At 62.7% G+C, this 17,329-nt stretch carries 16 protein-coding genes and 1 pseudogene; 4 read left to right on the top strand and 13 right to left on the bottom strand.

What is annotated here, in order from left to right; all coding sequences use genetic code 11:
• Genes JQF37_RS02895 through JQF37_RS02870 form a run of 6 tightly spaced genes read right to left on the bottom strand, consistent with a single transcriptional unit; the run spans position 1 to position 5,372 of the window.
• Entirely contained in the window at positions 1-753 is a 753-nt protein-coding gene (locus tag JQF37_RS02895) for an enoyl-CoA hydratase family protein (RefSeq protein WP_130204359.1), read from the bottom strand.
• Entirely contained in the window at positions 750-1,862 is a 1,113-nt protein-coding gene (locus JQF37_RS02890; RefSeq protein WP_130204358.1) for a nitronate monooxygenase, read from the bottom strand. The genes JQF37_RS02895 and JQF37_RS02890 overlap by 4 nt, the downstream gene beginning before the upstream one ends.
• The gene (locus JQF37_RS02885) at positions 1,859-2,767 is read right to left on the bottom strand and encodes an enoyl-CoA hydratase (protein WP_130204357.1); all 909 of its coding nucleotides are present in this window, start codon (positions 2,765-2,767) and stop codon (positions 1,859-1,861) included. Before JQF37_RS02885 ends, JQF37_RS02890 begins: the two co-directional genes overlap by 4 nt.
• Positions 2,768-2,783: 16 nt before the next feature.
• Entirely contained in the window at positions 2,784-3,581 is a 798-nt protein-coding gene (locus tag JQF37_RS02880) for a ketoacid CoA transferase (RefSeq protein WP_047529103.1), read from the bottom strand.
• A gap of 12 nt (positions 3,582-3,593) precedes the next feature.
• Positions 3,594-4,469 (bottom strand): CoA transferase subunit A, encoded by an 876-nt coding sequence (locus JQF37_RS02875; RefSeq protein ID WP_204149536.1) that lies wholly within the window; start codon positions 4,467-4,469, stop codon positions 3,594-3,596.
• A 12-nt stretch (positions 4,470-4,481) separates the two neighbouring features.
• A complete protein-coding gene (locus JQF37_RS02870; RefSeq protein WP_130204356.1) occupies positions 4,482-5,372 on the bottom strand; it encodes a VOC family protein in 891 nt (296 codons plus the stop codon).
• 230 nt (positions 5,373-5,602) lie between these two features.
• On the opposite strand from JQF37_RS02870, the gene JQF37_RS02865 reads away from it, so the two are divergent.
• The 3 genes and pseudogenes from JQF37_RS02865 to JQF37_RS31260 form a co-directional block, all read left to right on the top strand.
• Positions 5,603-6,775 carry an acyl-CoA dehydrogenase family protein gene (locus JQF37_RS02865; RefSeq protein ID WP_130204355.1) on the top strand — a complete coding sequence of 391 codons (1,173 nt, stop codon included), beginning with the start codon at positions 5,603-5,605 and terminating at the stop codon, positions 6,773-6,775.
• On the top strand, positions 6,772-7,962 hold the full coding sequence (locus JQF37_RS02860) for an acyl-CoA dehydrogenase family protein (protein WP_130204354.1): 1,191 nt from the start codon (positions 6,772-6,774) through the stop codon (positions 7,960-7,962). Before JQF37_RS02865 ends, JQF37_RS02860 begins: the two co-directional genes overlap by 4 nt.
• 101 nt (positions 7,963-8,063) lie before the next feature.
• Positions 8,064-8,138 (top strand): annotated as a pseudogene (locus JQF37_RS31260) (outer membrane lipoprotein carrier protein LolA); the annotation flags it as partial.
• A 14-nt stretch (positions 8,139-8,152) separates the two neighbouring features.
• Here the strand turns inward: JQF37_RS31260 and JQF37_RS02855 are convergent.
• From JQF37_RS02855 to JQF37_RS02845, 3 genes are read right to left on the bottom strand one after another with little or no spacing between them, the layout of a single operon-like run.
• Positions 8,153-8,782, bottom strand: a complete 630-nt coding sequence (locus tag JQF37_RS02855; protein ID WP_204149535.1) for a nuclear transport factor 2 family protein — start codon at positions 8,780-8,782, stop codon at positions 8,153-8,155.
• 5 nt (positions 8,783-8,787) lie between these two features.
• Positions 8,788-9,561 carry an SDR family NAD(P)-dependent oxidoreductase gene (locus tag JQF37_RS02850; protein ID WP_130204352.1) on the bottom strand — a complete coding sequence of 258 codons (774 nt, stop codon included), beginning with the start codon at positions 9,559-9,561 and terminating at the stop codon, positions 8,788-8,790.
• Positions 9,562-9,575: 14 nt separating this feature from the next.
• The gene (locus JQF37_RS02845) at positions 9,576-10,310 is read right to left on the bottom strand and encodes a 3-oxoacyl-ACP reductase family protein (protein WP_130204351.1); all 735 of its coding nucleotides are present in this window, start codon (positions 10,308-10,310) and stop codon (positions 9,576-9,578) included.
• Positions 10,311-10,569: 259 nt separating this feature from the next.
• Between JQF37_RS02845 and JQF37_RS02840 the strand changes: the two genes are divergently transcribed.
• Positions 10,570-11,403, top strand: coding sequence for an alpha/beta hydrolase (locus JQF37_RS02840; RefSeq protein WP_130204350.1), 834 nt, complete (start codon positions 10,570-10,572; stop codon positions 11,401-11,403).
• 152 nt (positions 11,404-11,555) lie between these two features.
• On the opposite strand, the gene JQF37_RS02835 is transcribed toward JQF37_RS02840, so the two are convergent.
• The 4 genes from JQF37_RS02835 to JQF37_RS02820 form a co-directional block, all read right to left on the bottom strand.
• On the bottom strand, positions 11,556-12,788 hold the full coding sequence (locus tag JQF37_RS02835) for an NADH:flavin oxidoreductase (RefSeq protein WP_103403158.1): 1,233 nt from the start codon (positions 12,786-12,788) through the stop codon (positions 11,556-11,558).
• 73 nt (positions 12,789-12,861) lie between these two features.
• A complete protein-coding gene (locus JQF37_RS02830) occupies positions 12,862-14,508 on the bottom strand; it encodes a DUF1302 family protein (protein ID WP_130204349.1) in 1,647 nt (548 codons plus the stop codon).
• Positions 14,509-14,603: 95 nt separating this feature from the next.
• Positions 14,604-16,214 carry a FadD3 family acyl-CoA ligase gene (locus JQF37_RS02825; protein ID WP_130204348.1) on the bottom strand — a complete coding sequence of 537 codons (1,611 nt, stop codon included), beginning with the start codon at positions 16,212-16,214 and terminating at the stop codon, positions 14,604-14,606.
• A 32-nt stretch (positions 16,215-16,246) separates the two neighbouring features.
• Entirely contained in the window at positions 16,247-17,269 is a 1,023-nt protein-coding gene (locus tag JQF37_RS02820; RefSeq protein WP_103403161.1) for a ferredoxin--NADP reductase, read from the bottom strand.
• Positions 17,270-17,329: the final 60 nt, after the last annotated feature.

The raw sequence follows: 17,329 nt of genomic DNA, 5'->3' as shown, positions 1-17,329 counted from the left end.
TCAGAACTTGGCGTCGCGTTTTTCGACGAAGGCCCGGCGGGTCTCCGCGGAGTCCGGGCTGCTGTAGGCCTGCATCGTGAAGCCCTGCTCCCAGCGATATTTGTCTTCCAGGTTGCCGTCTTCGATGCCGTTCAAGGCTTCCTTGGCGATACGGATCATGCTTGGGCTCTTTTCGGCGATTTTCGCCGCGATGCCCAAGGCGGTTTCGCGCAGTTGGTCCTTGCTGACAATCCGCTCGATAAACCCGTATTGCAGGGCTTCGGGCGCACCGATGCTGTCGCCGGTAAAAAACAGGTAGCGGACTTTTTGCACCGGGAACAGACGTTGCAAATGCGCACCGCCCCCCATCGCGCCACGGTCGACTTCCGGCAAGGCGAAAATCGCGCAGTCAGACGCGATGACGATATCCGCCGCCCCGGTGATGCCGATGCCGCCACCCAGGACGAAGCCGTGCACCGCGACAATGACCGGCACCGGATTGCGATGTACGGCCTTGAACGTGGCGTAGTTGCCGGCGTTAACGTCGACAATTCGCTCGGGGTACTTATCCAGCTCCTTGATGTCGACACCGGCGCAAAAGCCCCGGCCTTCAGCGCGGATGACAATCACGCGTACTTCGGGGTCGGCCCCAAGCGCCTCGATCTGTCGGGCCAGGGCGTGCCATTGCTGACTGTCAAGGGCGTTGACCGGTGGTTTGGCGATCACCAGTTCCGCGATCCCCTGATTGAGTTGTGTGGTAAATGCCTGGTTCACAGGGGTTCTCCAATACTGGCGGGATGGTTCGATGAATGGGTCTGGCGGCGGGCCAGGAGCGCGTCCAGGCATTGCTCGGCTTCACTGGCGATGCCTTCGATGACCTCACGGCAACTGAGCAACTCGCCGATCGCCGCAGCGACCTGGCCGCTGGGCAGGATGCCTTCGTCCGGCTCGCCATCGACCATTGAGCGTTGCAGCAGTACTGGCTGGTTGGCAGCCATAACCACTTGCGATAGCGCGGACGGGTCCTCACGCAACGCACGCAGAAATACCGTGGCCATGTGCCCCAGGCTCATGCCTGTGTGCTGCTTCCATTGCCAGGCGCTGCCCAGTGCCATGCGCAAGCGCCCGAACGGGCCGGCCTTTTCCAGATGATTGATGAAGCGGTTTTCGATCATGCGGTGGCGCATGCCGTCCACCGCCGTGGTGACCCGCACCTGTTGCGGGTCGCTGACCTTCAGGTAGCGCTGCAACGTCGCCGGAGGCGTCGGCGATTCGCGAGTCATGAGGAACCGCGTGCCCATCGCGATCCCTGCACCGCCGGCAGCCAGCACCGAGGCCAGGCCACGGCCCGTGGAAAACCCTCCGGCGGCGATCACCGGCACCTTGACCGCTGCCAGTACCTGGGGCAACAGGATGGAACTGGGCACACCGCCGGTATGACCGCCGCCCTCGCCGCCCTGAATGGTGATCAGATCGGCGCCGAGTTCCACGGCCTTCAGCGCATGTTTGAGTGCCCCCACTGTCGGGATACAGAGCACTTTGGCCGCCTTGAACCGCGCGATGGTCTGTTTGTCCGGGCCGCGCCCGTAGCTCACGGCACGCAGGCGGTACTGGATCGCCAGGTCGACGCACTGCGCGGCGTTGTCCTGGAACATATGGAAATTGAGCCCGAAGTTGCTGCCTCCGGTGGCGTCGTTCACCTTGCGGATTTCGCTTTCCAGTTCGTCAGCGGGAATGGTTGCACCGGCCAGGAAACCAAAACCGCCAGCCTGGGTCGTGGCGATCACCAGATTGGCGTCGGCGACCCAGCCCATCGCGGTTTGCACAATCGGGTAGCGACAACCGAGCGCCTCGGTCAAGGGCGTATCGAGCCATCGGTTCATGGGCGCTTGTCCTCGGCCTGCTTGTTGGCCCGGGCCATGTCTTTGGCATCGAAGCCACCCAGTTTGTCGCCGGACAACAGCTCGTTATGGGCGTGGGCGAAATGGTGCCAGGCGAACACTGCATCCATGGCCGTGCGCTTGCCCTGCAGGTCTTCGACGTGGTTGATCGCCTGCTTGGTCAGTGCCAGGCCCATGCGCGGCTGGCGGGCGATGCCGGCGGCCAGTGCATAGCACGCTTGTTCAAGGTCTTCACGGGGCACCACGCGGTTGACCATGCCCACTTGCCAGGCCCGGTCGGCGCTCATGCGGTCACCGGTAAACAGGAATTCCTTGGCGATGCGCGGGTTCATTTCATAGGGATGGGCAAAATACTCCACCCCCGGAATGCCCATGCGCACCACCGGGTCCTGGAAGAATGCGTCATCGCTGGCAATGATCAAATCACACACCCAGGCCAGCATCAGCCCACCCGCGACACAGGCACCATGGACCATGGCAATGGTCGGCTTGGGCAATTCGCGCCAGCGGCGGCACATGCCCAGATAGACTTCCTGCTCCCGGGCGTAAAGTTGCTCGCCACCGGGTTTGTTGGTGTGGTCCCACCACAGGTGCGCGCGCTCGAACGGTTTGTCGATATCACGCCCCGGCGTGCCGATGTCGTGGCCTGCCGAAAAATGCTTGCCGTTGCCCCGCAAGACGATGACCTTGACCTCATCATCGTTGACCGCCTCGCGAAGGGCGGCGTCCAGGGCATAGGTCATTTGCGAGTTTTGCGCATTGTTGAAGGTCGGCCGGTTCAGCGTCAGCGTGGCAATACCCTCGGCCACGCTGTACAGCACCGGTGTGTCTGTTTCGTAGACGGCTTTGTCCTCACGGACGACGAATTCACTCTCGCTGCTGTGCATGTTCACTGTCCTCGCCTCAGGCCTGACGGATGCCGGGCGGATTGCCCTTGATCGCCGTAGCGCGGTAATCGTGGGGGTCGAGTCGGCGGATCAGGGCCAACTGCTCTTCGGTCGGGTGCACCGTTTCATGCAGTTGCGCCGATTTGAGCAACGGGAAACCGGTGTTTTGCTGGACCTGCTCGAATGTCACGCCGGGGTGCAACGACCGCACCTGCACCGCACGGTCGGGGCCGTCGAAATCGAGAACGCACAGATCGCTGACCACCCAGCGGATGTCCATCAGGTCGCGGCGCGCACCTTCGGGCCAGCGGTCGGCCTTGAAGCCGACGCCGGAAACCATGTCCACTTCGCCGCTGACGAACACCCGGGTGTTGTGGCTGGGCACGAAAAACGAGTTCAGGTGGTTGATGCTGTTGCCCGGCAAACCGCGCACGCCGAGGATCGCGGTCTTGGGCTTTTGATAATCGCCCACGCAGGACAGGTTGGTCTGGCCCCAGCGGTCGATCTGGGTCGGGCCGATCATCGCGTGACGGCGACCACCCCAGACACATTCGAAGACCCGCTCGAACGACAGGTAGCCCGAGTAACGCGGCACGTAGTCGCCGCGCGGACCGAGGGGAATCGGCTCTTCGACCAGGAAGGCTTCGCTGTCGGTCATCAGCAGCTCGGGGCTGTGGGTCAGTTTGGCCAGGCTCGCGCCAAGGCGCGGAATCACGCCAAGACCCGAGGCAATCACTTCGCCATTGCCGCGCCAGGCCTCGGAGGCGGCGACGATCATCAGTTCAGCCAGGGTGAAGTCACAGGTTGCAGACATAGTCGCTAATCCTCAGAACACGGGAAGGGGCAAGGCGCCCATGGAGTCGGCACCGCCGTTCTGTGCCTGATAGGCCTGCTCGCCGCCGGCGACGTAGGTCTGCACATAGTCCTGCCAGCCGTTTTCCACCTGGCTGCTGGCGACATAGCCCTTAAGATGTTTCATGTCCCAGCCGTAATCAGGGGCGCAAGCGGTTGGGTGTGCGCCGAGCGGTGCATGCACCACCCCACTCACCAGATAGCGCTCGAAGGTATTGAACCGAGCCTGCTCGGCGCTCAATGCCAGACGCTCTTCCAGGCGTTCGCAGGAGACGAAACACTGTTGCGCGGCACGGGCGAACAGGTGATCGAAATAAGGGTCCGGGCCGGTGACCAGGGTATTGCCCAGGCGATCGGCGACATTGACATGGACAAAGGCCACATCGAGATTCAACGCCGGCATCGCCAGCAGCACCTCGCCATCGGCATAAGGCGACGCGACGGTCTTGAGTTGCGGATTCAGGCGCATGACGTCAGTCGCCAGACCGCAACGGGTCGGCAGAAATGGCAGGCGCATGCCGGCGGCCCGCAACCCCCACTGGAACATGCCTTCGTCGAGCTCCAGCAACTCCAGTTCACCGGCCTCGCGGGCCTTGCGGTAATAGGGTTCCAGCGGAATGGCGTCGAGGGTGGCGAAACCGAACACCAGTTTCCTGACCTTGCCGGCGGCGCACAGCATGCCCACTTCCGGGCCGCCGTAGGCCACCACGGTCAGATCCTTGACGTCTGATCGCAGGATCTCGCGCACAATCGCCATCGGCTTGCGCCGTGGTCCCCAACCACCGAAACCGATGGTCATGCCATCGCGTAATTGAGCGACCGCATCGGCCGCTGTCATTTGTTTATTCATCATGACAATTCCTTACTGTCGGCCGACCGAAAAGTCGTGCCCCCAAATGCTCACGCGGGTGAACTCGAATGCCGAATGCTCGGCCCAATCGACTTGCAATCCACCAAAGCCGTATTCCAGATCGAATCCCGACGGTGTCTTCATGTAGAAACTGGTCATGCGATCGTTCAGGTGCTGGCCAAGCGTTGCCGACAGGTTCACGTCGTGGGCCAGCAACCGGTCATGGGCACGACCGACTTCGGTCATCGAATCCACCTCGACCATCACGTGCACGCAACCTGACGGCACCGGGTATTCGGCCAGCGCCAGGCTGTGGTGGCGGGCGTTATGGCAATGCAGGAAGTGAATGCGCACGGGTGGCGTAGACGGATCCGGGCGGAAGTTGAAAATGTCCGACAGCTCGAAACCCAGCACGTCCTTGGCGAACGCCAGCGTGGCGTCGAAGTTCGGTGCCGGCAGCACGGTATGGCCCAGGCCCATGTCGCCGGTGATGAAACGCGGCACACCCTGGGGCGACACAAATGGCAGGCAGTCGGAGCGATGACCCCAACTCAGTTCATGGGTGTTGCCCGACGGATCGGTGAGTTTGACCAGCGCCTGGACACCACGCTGATCGATTTCGGCGGGGGTGCCTGGCTGCCATTCAACACCCGCCGCAGTCAGGTGCCCGAGGGCCGCCTGGAACGCCGGCTCGCCGGCCAGTTCCCAGCCGGATGCCAGATAACGTGCCTCGCTGCCTTCGACGATCAGCATGCGAAACGGGCGCTCGTCCATTTTTACGTACAGGCCCCCACCCGGCGCCGCATGCACCTGCATGCCCAGCACGTCCTCGGCATAACGCTGCCACTGACTGAGGTTCTCGATCTGGGAGACGAAATAGCTCAAACCACGAATATCGATCATGCCTAAGTTCTCATTGGCTGAAGGGGGTGCGTGGCGAGCATTGTGCAAAGCGCCGCCCGCCGCTTCATCGTCCGTTGAGACTAAGCACCACCACGGCCTGCGCGCTCCTGCGGACGAAGAACGATGACACGGCGCAACCAACTGCCTGCGCACTAGTCCGTTTTAGTGATTCGACAGTCGCCCCGAACAACCCAGACTGCTGCATCCATCCGCCTTGCAGAGACAACCCCATGGAGTTCGCTTTTACTGAAGAACACCTGATGATTCGCGACAGCGCCGAGCGTTTTCTCGCCGCCGCCAGCGATTCCCATGCCGTGCGTGCCACCATGATTCGCACGGACGGTTACGACCCCGATGTCTGGCGGCGCATCGGCCTTGAGCTGTGTTGGCCGGCGCTGATGATCCCCGAGCGTTTCGGTGGCATGGGCCTGGGGTTTGTCGAGCTGGCGATTCTGCTGGAACAGAGCGGTCGCTTCCTGTTGGGCTCGCCCCTGTTCGCCACAACCTGCCTGGCCACCCCTGCGCTCCTGGCGGGACACAACCCGGCCCTCCAGGAACACTGGCTCAGTGCGATTGCCGCCGGTGAAACCACCGCGACGCTGGCGTTCGCCAGTGGCAAAGGCTGGGATGCACGCAGTGTGCAAGCGATCGCCCGGCCCGCTGCCGGCGGCTGCTACCTGAACGGCGTCTACACCCAGGTCATCGACGGGGCACAAGCGGACTTGCTGATCGTCGCTGCGCGCAACCCCGGCAGCGAGGGGGAATCGGGCATCAACCTGTTCGCCCTCGCTGCCGAGACGCCCGGGATCCTGTGCACGCCCCTGCCCACCCTGGATCAGACTCGGCGCCTGGCACGTATCGAACTGCACGATGTGTTCGTTAACGAGGCGCAAATGCTCTGCGCCCCCGACCAGGGCTGGCCGGTGTTGCGCGAGACCCTTTCGATTGGCGCCGCCGGCCTGGCCGCCGAACAGGTCGGCGGCGCGCAGCAAGTGCTTGACCTGACCCTGGCGTACATTGCCGAACGCCGGCAATTCAAACGCACCATTGCCAGTTTCCAGGCCATAAAGCACCGCTGCGCCGACATGATGCTGCAGGTCGAGTGCGCCCGTTCCGCGATCTACTACGCCGCCTGTGTCGTGCAGGAACACCTCGACCCCGGAGGTGATATCGCGGTGGCCAGCGAACTGGCCATGGCTGCCGCGACGGCGAAGATCCATGCCAGCGAAGCATTTTTCCACTGCGCCGCCGAGTCGATCCAGTTGCATGGCGGCGTAGGTTTCACCTGGGAATACGACCCGCACTTGTACTTCAAGCGCGCCCGCGCCAGCGAGCAATTGCTGGGCAGCCCGGCGCTGCATCGTGAACGCATGGCGACACATCTGTTTGGAGAAGACGCATGAAAATCGGTTTCAGCAAGGCCGACGAGGCTTTCCGTCAAGAGGTCGCCCAATGGATGGCCGAGCACCTGAGTGGTGAGTTTGCGTCGCTGCGCTATCGCGGCGGCCCCGGCGACGAGCACAGTTTTCCCGAGGAACGTAAAGCCTGGGAGCGAGAACTCGCCGCAGGTGGCTGGATTGGTCTCGGATGGGCCGCAGAGCATGGTGGGCGAGGACTGAGCATCTGCCAGCAGGTGATTTTCCATGAGGAATACGCCCGGGCCGGCGGCCCCGGACGCATGGGCCACATCGGCGAAGGACTGGTCGGCCCGACCCTGGCCGCCTTCGGCACCCCTGCCCAGCAACAACGCTTGTTGCCCGGCATCCTCACTGGCAGCGAGTTCTGGTGCCAGGGCTATTCCGAGCCCGGCGCCGGTTCCGATCTGGCGAACGTGCAAACCCGGGCCAGGCTCGATGACACGGGCGAACACTGGCTTATCAGCGGCCAGAAAGTCTGGACCTCGCTGGCGCACGAAGCCGATTGGTGTTTCGTGCTGGCGCGCACAGAGCCCGGGAGCCAAGGGCATCATGGCCTGTCATTCCTGCTGGTGCCGATGGCGCAGGCGCAGATTCGCGTGCAGCCGATCCAGCAATTGACAGGCACCAGCGAGTTCAACGAGGTGTTTTTCGATCAGGCAGTAACCCGCGCCGATAACCTGATCGGCCAACCGGGCGACGGCTGGAAAATCGCCATGGCCCTGCTCGGCTTCGAACGCGGTGTCTCGACGCTGGGCCAACAGATGCAATTTCAAAACGAGCTCGACGAAATCATCCGCCTCGCCCGGTCCAATGGCGCCTCGCGCGACCCGTTGCTGCGCCAGCGCATCGCACAGGCGTGGTCGGGACTGAAGGTGTTGCGCTACAACTCGCTGCGCATGCTCTCCGGTCCGCAGGATGGCAGTCTCAAGCGCGAAGCCATGATCTACAAACTGGCCTGGTCCAACTGGCACTCGGATCTTGGGAAACTGGCGATGGATGTGTTGGGCGACGAGGCTGAAATCCTCGAGGGCGCGCCTTACCAGCTGAGCCGTTTGCAGTCGCTGTTCCTGTTCACCCGCTCCGATACGATTTATGGCGGCAGTAACGAGATACAGCGCAATATCATTGCCGAACGGGCGCTGGGGATGCCGCGGGAGGCGCGGGCCGTCTGAATGCCCGCGTTGTCCTGGCGTTTTTCGCGAGCAGGCTCGCTCCTACGCAAGGGCGAGTTTACTGCGGGTCACTTCCCACTGTGGGAGCGAGCCTGCTCGCGATGCTCGTCAACGATGACGCGGGCCGTCTGAATGCCCGCGTTGTCCTGGCGTTTTTCGCGAGCAGGCTCGCTCCTGCGGAGGGGCGAAGTCAGCGAACCCGAATCTTCGGATCACCCGCCCCACGTCGCAGCGTGGCAAGAAACCCCTCCAACGGCGCCGGCTCGGCAATTTCCGGCAATGCTTCCTTGTCCGGCCGTTGCGCCCAGAACGCATCCCAGGACGGGAACAGTTCGTGGAAGGTACCGGCATAGGGCTCTCGCCCCGGCCAGCGCATTTTCAGGCCGCCGATCGGTGGCTTGTTCAGGTCGGTTGCATACCAGTAGCACGGCAGGCGACGACGGAAACACCAGCGCCCATCAATCCGCTCGTAGTCGTCCCAGTACAGCATCTGCATGATCACCCACTCGGGGCCGGTCTCATGCTCGTTCTTGGAATAGACCACGCCCGTGGCGTGATCCGGGTCACTGAACTCGATAATGTGCTGGCCCAGGTGATGGGACGTGCCGTGAAACTGCTTGCGCATGGTTTCGTCCAGCCAGGCCTTGAGGTGCGCCCGACCGCTCTTGTCGCGTCCCACACGCACATCCGGGGCGAAACAGTTGGCCATGGCGTCCATGTCACGCATATCCAGGGCCAGGGCGTATTTGCCGGCCAGTTGACGGATCGCGTCCAGCGACTCCAGGCGGTCGATGCGCTCAAGCAGCGCGGCGGATTCCAGGCCCATCAGTCGAACACCGTGTACAGGTCGGAACCACGACCACCGTCCACCGCCAGACTGGCACCGGTGACATAGGAGGCCTCGTCGCTGGCCAGGAACAGAATGGCGTTCGCCAGTTCCACCGGCAGGCCGACCCGTTTCATCGGGATGACTTTTTCGGTGTTGGCACGGGCCTTCTTGTCGCCGAGCATGCCGGCGGTCGCCGGGGTATCGACCACGCCCGGGATGATCACGTTGCAACGGATGTTGTGCGGCGCGCCTTCGCTGGCCGCGGCACGGCTGAAGTTGATCACTGCCGCCTTGGCCGCCGAGTAACCGGCCATCTGCGCGGTACCGAACAGCCCGCAGATCGAGGCGATGTTGACAATCGAACCGCCGCCCTGCTCTTTCATCAGGCGCATCGCCGTGCGCGTGCCGAAGAAGGTGCCATCGACGGTGGTGGCGAAGTTGGCGTGCCAGTCGGCGGTGGTCATCTTGTCGATGTCGCCCCAGGTGTAGGCCATCGCATTATTGACCAGGATGTCCAGACGTCCGTGACGTTGTGCGGTGGCTTGCAGTGCACTGACGTAGGCTTGCTCGTCGCTGACATCGGCGACGGCGATTTCAGCCTGGCCGCCGAAGCCGAGAATTTTTTCCTGTACACCCTGCAGTGGCTCAACGCGGCGCCCGCACAGCACCACAGTAGCGCCCTCTTCGGCAAACCGCAGTGCGGTGGCTTCGCCGATGCCGGAACCAGCGCCGGTAACGAAGGCGATTTTTCCCTGTAAACGCTTGCTCATCAGTCACTCTCCGATCAGATAAAGGCCATGCCGCCGTTGACGGCAACGTTCTGGCCGGTCATGAAACTGGCGTCTTCGCTCGCGAGGAACACCGCAACACGGGCGATTTCGTCCGTCTCGCACATGCGGCCCAACGGCACGTTTTTCAGCAGCGCTTGCATGTATTCATCAGGGATGCCGGCCATCATTGGTGTATTGGTCGGTCCCGGCACCAGGGTGTTGACGCGAATACCGCTGGCGGCCAGTTCCCGGGCGATCGAGCGGGTCAGGCCCATCACCCCGGCTTTCGAGGCGCAGTAGTGGCTGGGACCGTCGCCGGTCAGCGCGGCGGTGCTGGAAAGGTTGATGATCGCTCCTTTGCGTCCACCCTTGATCATCAGCCTGGCGCCTTCGCGACAGCACAGGAAGGTGCCGCCCAGGTTCACGCCGATCACCCGCGCCCAGCTCTCGTCAGGGGTTTCAAGGAAGCTGTCCAGTGCGCCGACGCCCGCGTTGTTGACCAGGATGTCGAGGCCGCCGAAGTGTTGCTCGGCCTGGCCCATGGCATCGGCCACGGAAGCGCTTTCACCAACGTTGCAGGCCAGGGCCAGGACTTTATCGCCCAGGTCCGCAAGACTCTCGGCCAGCGCAGCCTGGTTGAGGTCGACCGCCACCACCTTGGCGCCTTCGGCAACAAATCCACGCACGATGGCCTGGCCCATGCCCTGCGCGGCACCGGTCACGAACGCCACTTTATCGAGTAACTTCATAGCAATCTCCGAATGGACGAATACGCTGCGGCTCGCTGCCCTTGCAGTGGAGCCGTCCCCTGCATGATTAGCGGCAAGTGCCTGGGCACACATCGTCCGATGAGACTATCGCCGCGTGGTCTGAACGGACGATGTGATCCCTCCCGTCAACGCCCAGCATTGGCAGGGTGCGCACCTCGCCAGGCGCTGCATCCCCTTCAATCTGCTACGGCGCCTGGCGCGGCTGTGCTTCATGAATCCGCAGACAATGGAGAACCCCATGAATCAACCCGTAGACCTGCCCCTGCCCGTGGGCCATTACGCAACGCTGCCCAGCGGGTTGCGCCTGCACTACCTGGATGAGGGTACGGGCCCCGTGGTGTTGTGGCTGCATGGCAGCGGCCCGGGCGCCAGTGGTTACAGTAATTTCAAGGGTAACTATCCGCAGTTCGTCGCTGCCGGCTACCGCAACCTCGTGCTCGACCTTCCGGGTTTCGGCCGCTCGGACAAACCCGAAGACATACAGTACAACCTGGATTTTTTCGTCGACTGCGTGGCGGCCTTCCTGGAATCCGTCGGCGTGAAGCGCTGCACGCTACTGGGGAACTCATTGGGTGGTGCGATTGCCCTGGGCCTGGCCCTGCGCCTGCCGCAATTGCCCCAGAGCCTGATCCTGCTGGCACCTGGCGGTGTCGAGGAGCGGGAAACCTACTTCAAGATGGAAGGCATCGTGCGCATGGTCAGCCTGTTCAGCGCCGGGCCCATTGGCATGGAAGAAATGCGCAGCATGATGCGTCTGCAGTTGTTCGACGATTCGATCCTGCCGGAAAGCCTGCTGCAAGAACGCGTGGCGGTGGCCGTGACTCAACCGAAGAACCTGTTCAGCACGATGATGGTGCAGAACATGGAATCGCGCCTGGGCGAGATTCAGTGCCCGATCTTCGGTTTCTGGGGCAACAACGATCATTTCAACCCGGTCAGCGGCGCCCAGCGCATCATCAATGGCGCAGCGAACGCCCGGTTCATCGTGCTCAACCGCTGCGGGCATTGGGTCCAGGTGGAACACCGCGAACTGTTCAACCGCAGCTGCATCGACTTCCTGCAAAACGGTTGAAACCAGTGGCGACGCGGCTTGATAAAGGCGCCACGGCATCTGGTGCGTTGTAGGAGCGAGGCTTGCCCGCGAACAGGACGATGCGGTGCACCTGTGTAACCGCGTTATCGTTCCAGGCGGGCACGTCCCGCTCCTGCAACAAGGGCTCTCTTTCAGGCCCCCGCCGCCGGCAGGCGGTTCAATTCGGCATCGCCGGGCTTACCCAGTACGCATGAGGTGCCACCGGGCGTGTACATCATCGCCACGCAGCGGTTGCAGGCGGTGCAGATGGAATCGCGGCTGGTGCCACTGGCGAGCTTGTTGACGTAGTCATTCTCGGCCAGCAATACCCGGCCCATGGCGACCAGATCGAAACCCTCGGCCATGATCGTCTCGATGCTCGCCAGGCTCTTGGCGCCGCCCAGATACGCCAGCGGCATCTTCACCGCCGCCCGTACCTTGCGCGCATGCTCCAGCAGATACAGCTCGCGGAATTCCACGGTCGGTTCCTTGCGGCGCTGGATGGCCATCGCCAGGGCAATGATCTTGTTCTTCTGCTGAACGCGGTTTTCCTTGGGGAACGAGGAACCGAACATGGTGGTGATCGACTCGGCGTTCATCCCCGCACTGAGCACCAGCAAGTGGGCGCCTTCCTGTTCCAGCATGCGGGCGATCTTTGCCCCGTCTTCGGCACTGTTACCGGCGCGAACCCCTTCGGTGACGCTGTACTTGCAGATCACCGCCATCTCATGACCGACTGCATCCAGCACCGCGCGCAACACCCGGCGCGGAAAACGCAGGCGGTTTTCCAGACTGCCGCCGTACTGGTCTCGACGCTTGTTGTACATCGGTGAAATGAACTGGCTGAGCAAGTAGCCGTGACCCATGTGGATTTCCACCGCATCGAAACCGGCCTGGCGCGCCAGACGCGCGCCTTGCGCGAAGTCGCGTACCACCTGTTGCATGTCAGCCTCGTTCATCGCCTGCTTGAGGAACATGCCACTCATCAAGCCGATCTTGTTGAAGCCGCCGCTGGCCGACAGTGGACGCTTGGTCGAACGTTCGCGGATAAAGGTAAAGCAGCCGCCGTGGGTGATTTGCGCGCTGGCCAGGCCCCCGGCTTCATGCACGCCATCGGTCAGGGCCTTGAAATGCGGCAGGCTGGCCTGGGTCAGGGTCAATTGGTTGGGCAAGGTACGGCCATCGTTGCTCACCGCGCAGTAGGCCACGGTCGTCAGGGCGATACCGCCTGCGGCCAGGGCCGAGTGCAACTTGACCAATTGCCTGGAAGGCACGCCCTGGGCACTCATGCCCTCATTGGTGGCGGACTTGATAAAGCGGTTTTTCAGGGTCAGTGGGCCAATCGCAATCGGGCTGAACGGTGACGGGGTCGGACGAGGGTTCATGAGGTGCCTCTCTTTGTTGTTATCAGGCTACGAACGCAGGCTGCGTCGCCTCATCGCGACGCAGCCCTGTTCATCAGAAGGTGTACTTGGCGTTGAGCGACAGGTAATCGCGGTCAGCCAGCAGGCGGCCTTGGGCCACGTCAGGCGAACTCAGGTAGGCGACATAGGTCATGCCGATCTGGAAGTTGCCCAGATACTTGAAGTCACCGCCCACGGTCAGACGCTTCTCGTCGCGACCCAGCCCCTGATAGGCGCTGCCGTCGACGTTCTGGGTCCATACCACTTTGGTGCTGAGGTCCAGGCCGTTGGCAATGGACGGGTAGTCCATGTAGGCGCCAACGCCGAGCAGGGTCGAACCGCGGGTCTGAGTCTTCGATTCGAATTCATCGAAGGTGCCGTCCACCCCTGGGCCGCCGCCGGTGATTGTCAGGCTGTCCACCCCGGCGATGCGCTGATGCACCACTTCGCCCATCAAGGTCGTCTGGTGGGCCAGCAAGCTTGGGCCGAGGATGTACGAAGCGTTGAGGTTGCCTTGCCAGATTTGCCCGGTAGTCGGCGCACCGTTGTTCAGGTAGACCGAGGCGCCGTCGCGGTAGCTCAGGTCACCGGCGTACTGCACCGAATCGCCGACCTTGGAGCTGAAGCTGATGCCGGTGAGCTTGACGTCTTCAAAGTAGCCCAGGCGATAGATCGGCGCGGTGCCGTCATGACCAATGCTCTTGAGCGATGAATATTGGGTGTTGCCGGTGAAGTCGAAGAACAACGAGCCGATGCGCTCGTTATAGCGGTAATGGAAAAGCCCCACCTCGGTGTTCTCGGTGACCCGGTAACGCACGCCAACGCCCCATTGGCCGCTGTCGCTGGGGTCTTTCTCACCGCCATAACCGACCGCCACACCGCTCGGCAAGCGGTCTACCTGCCCACGGCCCAGACGATAGAATTCAGCACCGGGACCAAAGGTATCGCTGCCGAAATAGTCCCCCACCGGGTTCAGTTCAGTCTTTTCCCACTCGTACTGGTAGTAGCCCACCAGCGCCAGGTCTTCATTCAGCGACCAGGAACCCGACACCTGTCCCACCGGCAGGTACGAGTCCTTGGCCTCGGTGCCGGGCACGTTGAACTTGGTGGCATCCACCGGGGCCTGCCCCTGGCTGATGTTGGGCCAGAACAGGCTCTCGCCCCAGGCCACCAGATGCCGCCCGGCCTTGAGCGACAAGTACTGTGTCTCGCCCATTTCAAAGTTGCCATACACATAGGCATCCAGCAGGCGCGCGTTGCTGCCGCTCAGCCTTCTGGTTTCATCACTGAAGCCATCGTTGTGCCCCAACTTGTTCACTGTATCCGGTGAGTCGTTGGCATTGCGCTGGTGATAGACGTCGTCATAGAAATCACTCCCGCGCAGCACCGCGCCGAGGTTGTCGTGCTTGAGCAACAACTCGCCGAACAGGCTCAGACGGTTGTTGATCAAGGAGCCGCGCTTGAAGTTGCGCGTGCCGTCGTCGTTGTTCGGGTCGTTGAGATATTGACTGGCCTGTTTGGCGGTGCGCATGGAAGCGGTGTAGTTGACCGTCAACGCCGATTCCAGTGTGGTGTTTTCTCCCAGTTCGATCGTCGGCGCAGCGTGGGCCGAGGCACCGGCAACGGTGATGGTCGCAGCCAACAGGCTGCGTCCTCCCCACAGATTTGCCGAATGGCGCACAACCGTATTTCGCGTAAGCATGCTCCTCTCCTTTTTTGTTGTTTTTTGCTTGTGTCACCGCAGCATGAAAAGAACCGCCGCCGCGCACATCGTCCATTTGGTGAGATGGGACCGCTTCACGCCTGAGTGCTGCCCACCAGCGCGCGCAGTTCGTTTTTCGCCACCTTGCTCGAGGGGTTCAATGGCAAGGCGTCGAAGAAGCGCACTTGGCGCGGCACCTTGTAATTGGCCATTTGCTCACGGCTCCAGGCAATCAATTGAGCCTCATCGAGCACTTGACCTTCGCGCAGCACCACGCAGGCACAGCCGACCTCACCCATGCGTTCGTCGGCGATACCGATCACCGCCACCTGGGCAATCGCCGGGTGTTTGATCAGCGCCGCTTCGATTTCCGCCGGGTAGCAGTTGAAACCACCGACGATGAACATGTCCTTGAGGCGGTCGGTGATGATCAGGTTGCCCGCCTCGTCCAGGCGCCCGACATCGCCGGTGTGCAGCCAGCCTTCGGCGTCGATGGCTTCGCGGGTCGCCTCGGGGTTCTGGAAGTAGCCCTGCATGACGTGGAAGCCGCGCAGGCAAATCTCGCCGGTCTGCCCTGGGTCGAGCGCCAGGTTATGCGGATCGCGGATGCTCACTTCGGTGCCGGCAATCGGCCGTCCGCTGGTGCCGGCGATCACCTGCGCCGAGTCCCGGGGATCGCAGATGGTCGCCAGCCCTCCGCACTCGGTGAGTCCGTAGGCGGTGGTGACCACGGCAAATCCCAACTCGTTGCGCATGCGCTCGATCAGGCTTGGCGGAATGCTGGCCGAGCCGGTCACGGCGATGCGCAGGCTCGACAGATCGGTTTGCTTGAGTCGGGGATGGGCCAGCAGCGACAGGTACAGGGTCGGCGCGCCGGGCAGTACGCTGATGCGCTCGCGGGCGATGCGCTCGAACACCGCTTCTGCGTCAAACACCGCATGGGGCAAGATGGTCGCGCCGCCGATCAGGCAGGTCAGCCATCCGGCCTTGTAGCCAAAGGCATGGAAGAACGGATTGACGATCAGGTAACGATCGCCCGGCACCAGGCCAATGACCTTGACGTATTCGGTGAAGGCCCGCAGGTTCTGGCCGTGGCCGCTCATCACACCTTTGGGCTTGCCGGTGGTGCCGGAGGTGAACAACAGATCGCACATGGCCTCGGGGCCGACTGCCAGCGCACGGTGCCTGGCACTGTCGGCATCGATGGTCGCCGCACCCAGCAAGAACTGCTCAAGGGTGAGGTCCGAAGACCGGGCAGGCGTTTCACCCTCGACAATGATCAGGTGTTCCAGGCTGGCCGGCCGATGCGGTGCCAGCAGCGCCGGGTAGTCGACATCGAGAAAACGTTGCTGGACGAACAACACCCGGCAACCGCTGCGCTCCAGCACATCGGCGGCCTCCGGGCCCTTCATGCGCGTGTTGATCGGCACCAGCACGGCGCTGGCGCACTGGATGCCAAGCGCTGCGAGGATCCAGTCAGCGCTGTTCGGCGCCCAGACACCAACCCGGTCACCCGCCTGGATGCCCAGTGCCATCAAGCCCCTGGTGAATTCCAGGACACGCTCGGGCAAGCGGGCGTAGTCGATACATTGACCGTTTTCCTCGATGGCTGTGCGACCGGCAAAGCGTTCGGCACTGCTGAAGAGCAACTGGGCCAGGGTGACAGGGGCTGCGCTCAAAGGCGCAAGGTTCAGGCTCTGATTCATCGTAGGCTCTGGCTTGGCATCATTCGGGGACGTCATTCGGGAAAACGGATATGCAGTTGCGCGGTGGTCGGCACAGCCTGGCAGGCCAGGATCCAGCCTTCGGCCAGATCGCCCGCGTCCAGCGCATCGTTGTGCAGCAACTCGACATCGCCGCTTTCCAGCTTGCACATGCATGAGGCGCAGCCACCGACACGGCAGGCGGCGGGCGGGTTGAGGCCGGCACGCTCCATGGCGGCCAGGACCGTTTCGCCACTGTCGCAGCCCAGTTGATAGTCCTGGCCATCCAGGCGCACCTCCAACCGTGCGGCCACGGCGGCTTCGCTGCTGCTGATTGGCGGCTGTTCGCCTTCGCCGGGCAGCGACACGAAGCGCTCGACATGCACCCGACCATCCGGCATGCCCAAGTCACCGAGGGCGCTGACGACTGCGTCCATGAAGGGCGCCGGTCCGCAAATGAACGCGTGGGCATCGACAAACGGCCGCGCCAGTTCGCACAGTTGTCCGACACTCGGCACGCCCTGGACCGAGTCGAGCCAATGGACGATTTGCAAGCGTTGCGGATGGGCGCTGGCCAGGGCCTTGAGCTCATCCTTGAAAATCACCGAGTCTTCATCACGGTTGGCGTAGATCAACAGGATGCGACCGGTTCCCGCGAGCAACGCCGAACGCAGGATCGACAGCACCGGCGTCACACCGCTGCCGCCGCCGAACAGCAATAAGTCGCTGTCCAGGTTGCGTGGCACGAACACTCCGGCCGGTGGCAGCACCTCCAGCGCCTCGCCCGCCTGGAGCTCTTCGCACAGCCAGTTGGAAGCGCGTCCCTGATGCACACGCTTGACCGTCACCCGCAGCGGCTCATCGAGCAACGGCGTGCTGGACAATGAGTAACACCGAGGCAGCCAGCCGTCCTCGAAAGGAACGCGCAGTGTCAGGAACTGGCCGGGTTGATAACGAAAGCGTTCAGCCAGATGCTCAGGCACGTCGAAGACCAGGGAGCGCGCATCGGCGGTTTCCTCGATCACGCGTGCCACGCGCAGGGCAAAGTAATTGTTCATAGGTCAGGTACTCATGACCACCTGCCCGCATGCCGCGGACAGGTGCAAAACCCAGGGGTA

This window comes from Pseudomonas sp. MIL9 (assembly GCF_016887925.1).
In the GTDB taxonomy this organism is placed as follows: domain Bacteria; phylum Pseudomonadota; class Gammaproteobacteria; order Pseudomonadales; family Pseudomonadaceae; genus Aquipseudomonas; species Aquipseudomonas mohnii.
Note: the sequence above shows the minus strand (reverse complement) of the source record. Positions and strands in the feature narration are given on the sequence as shown.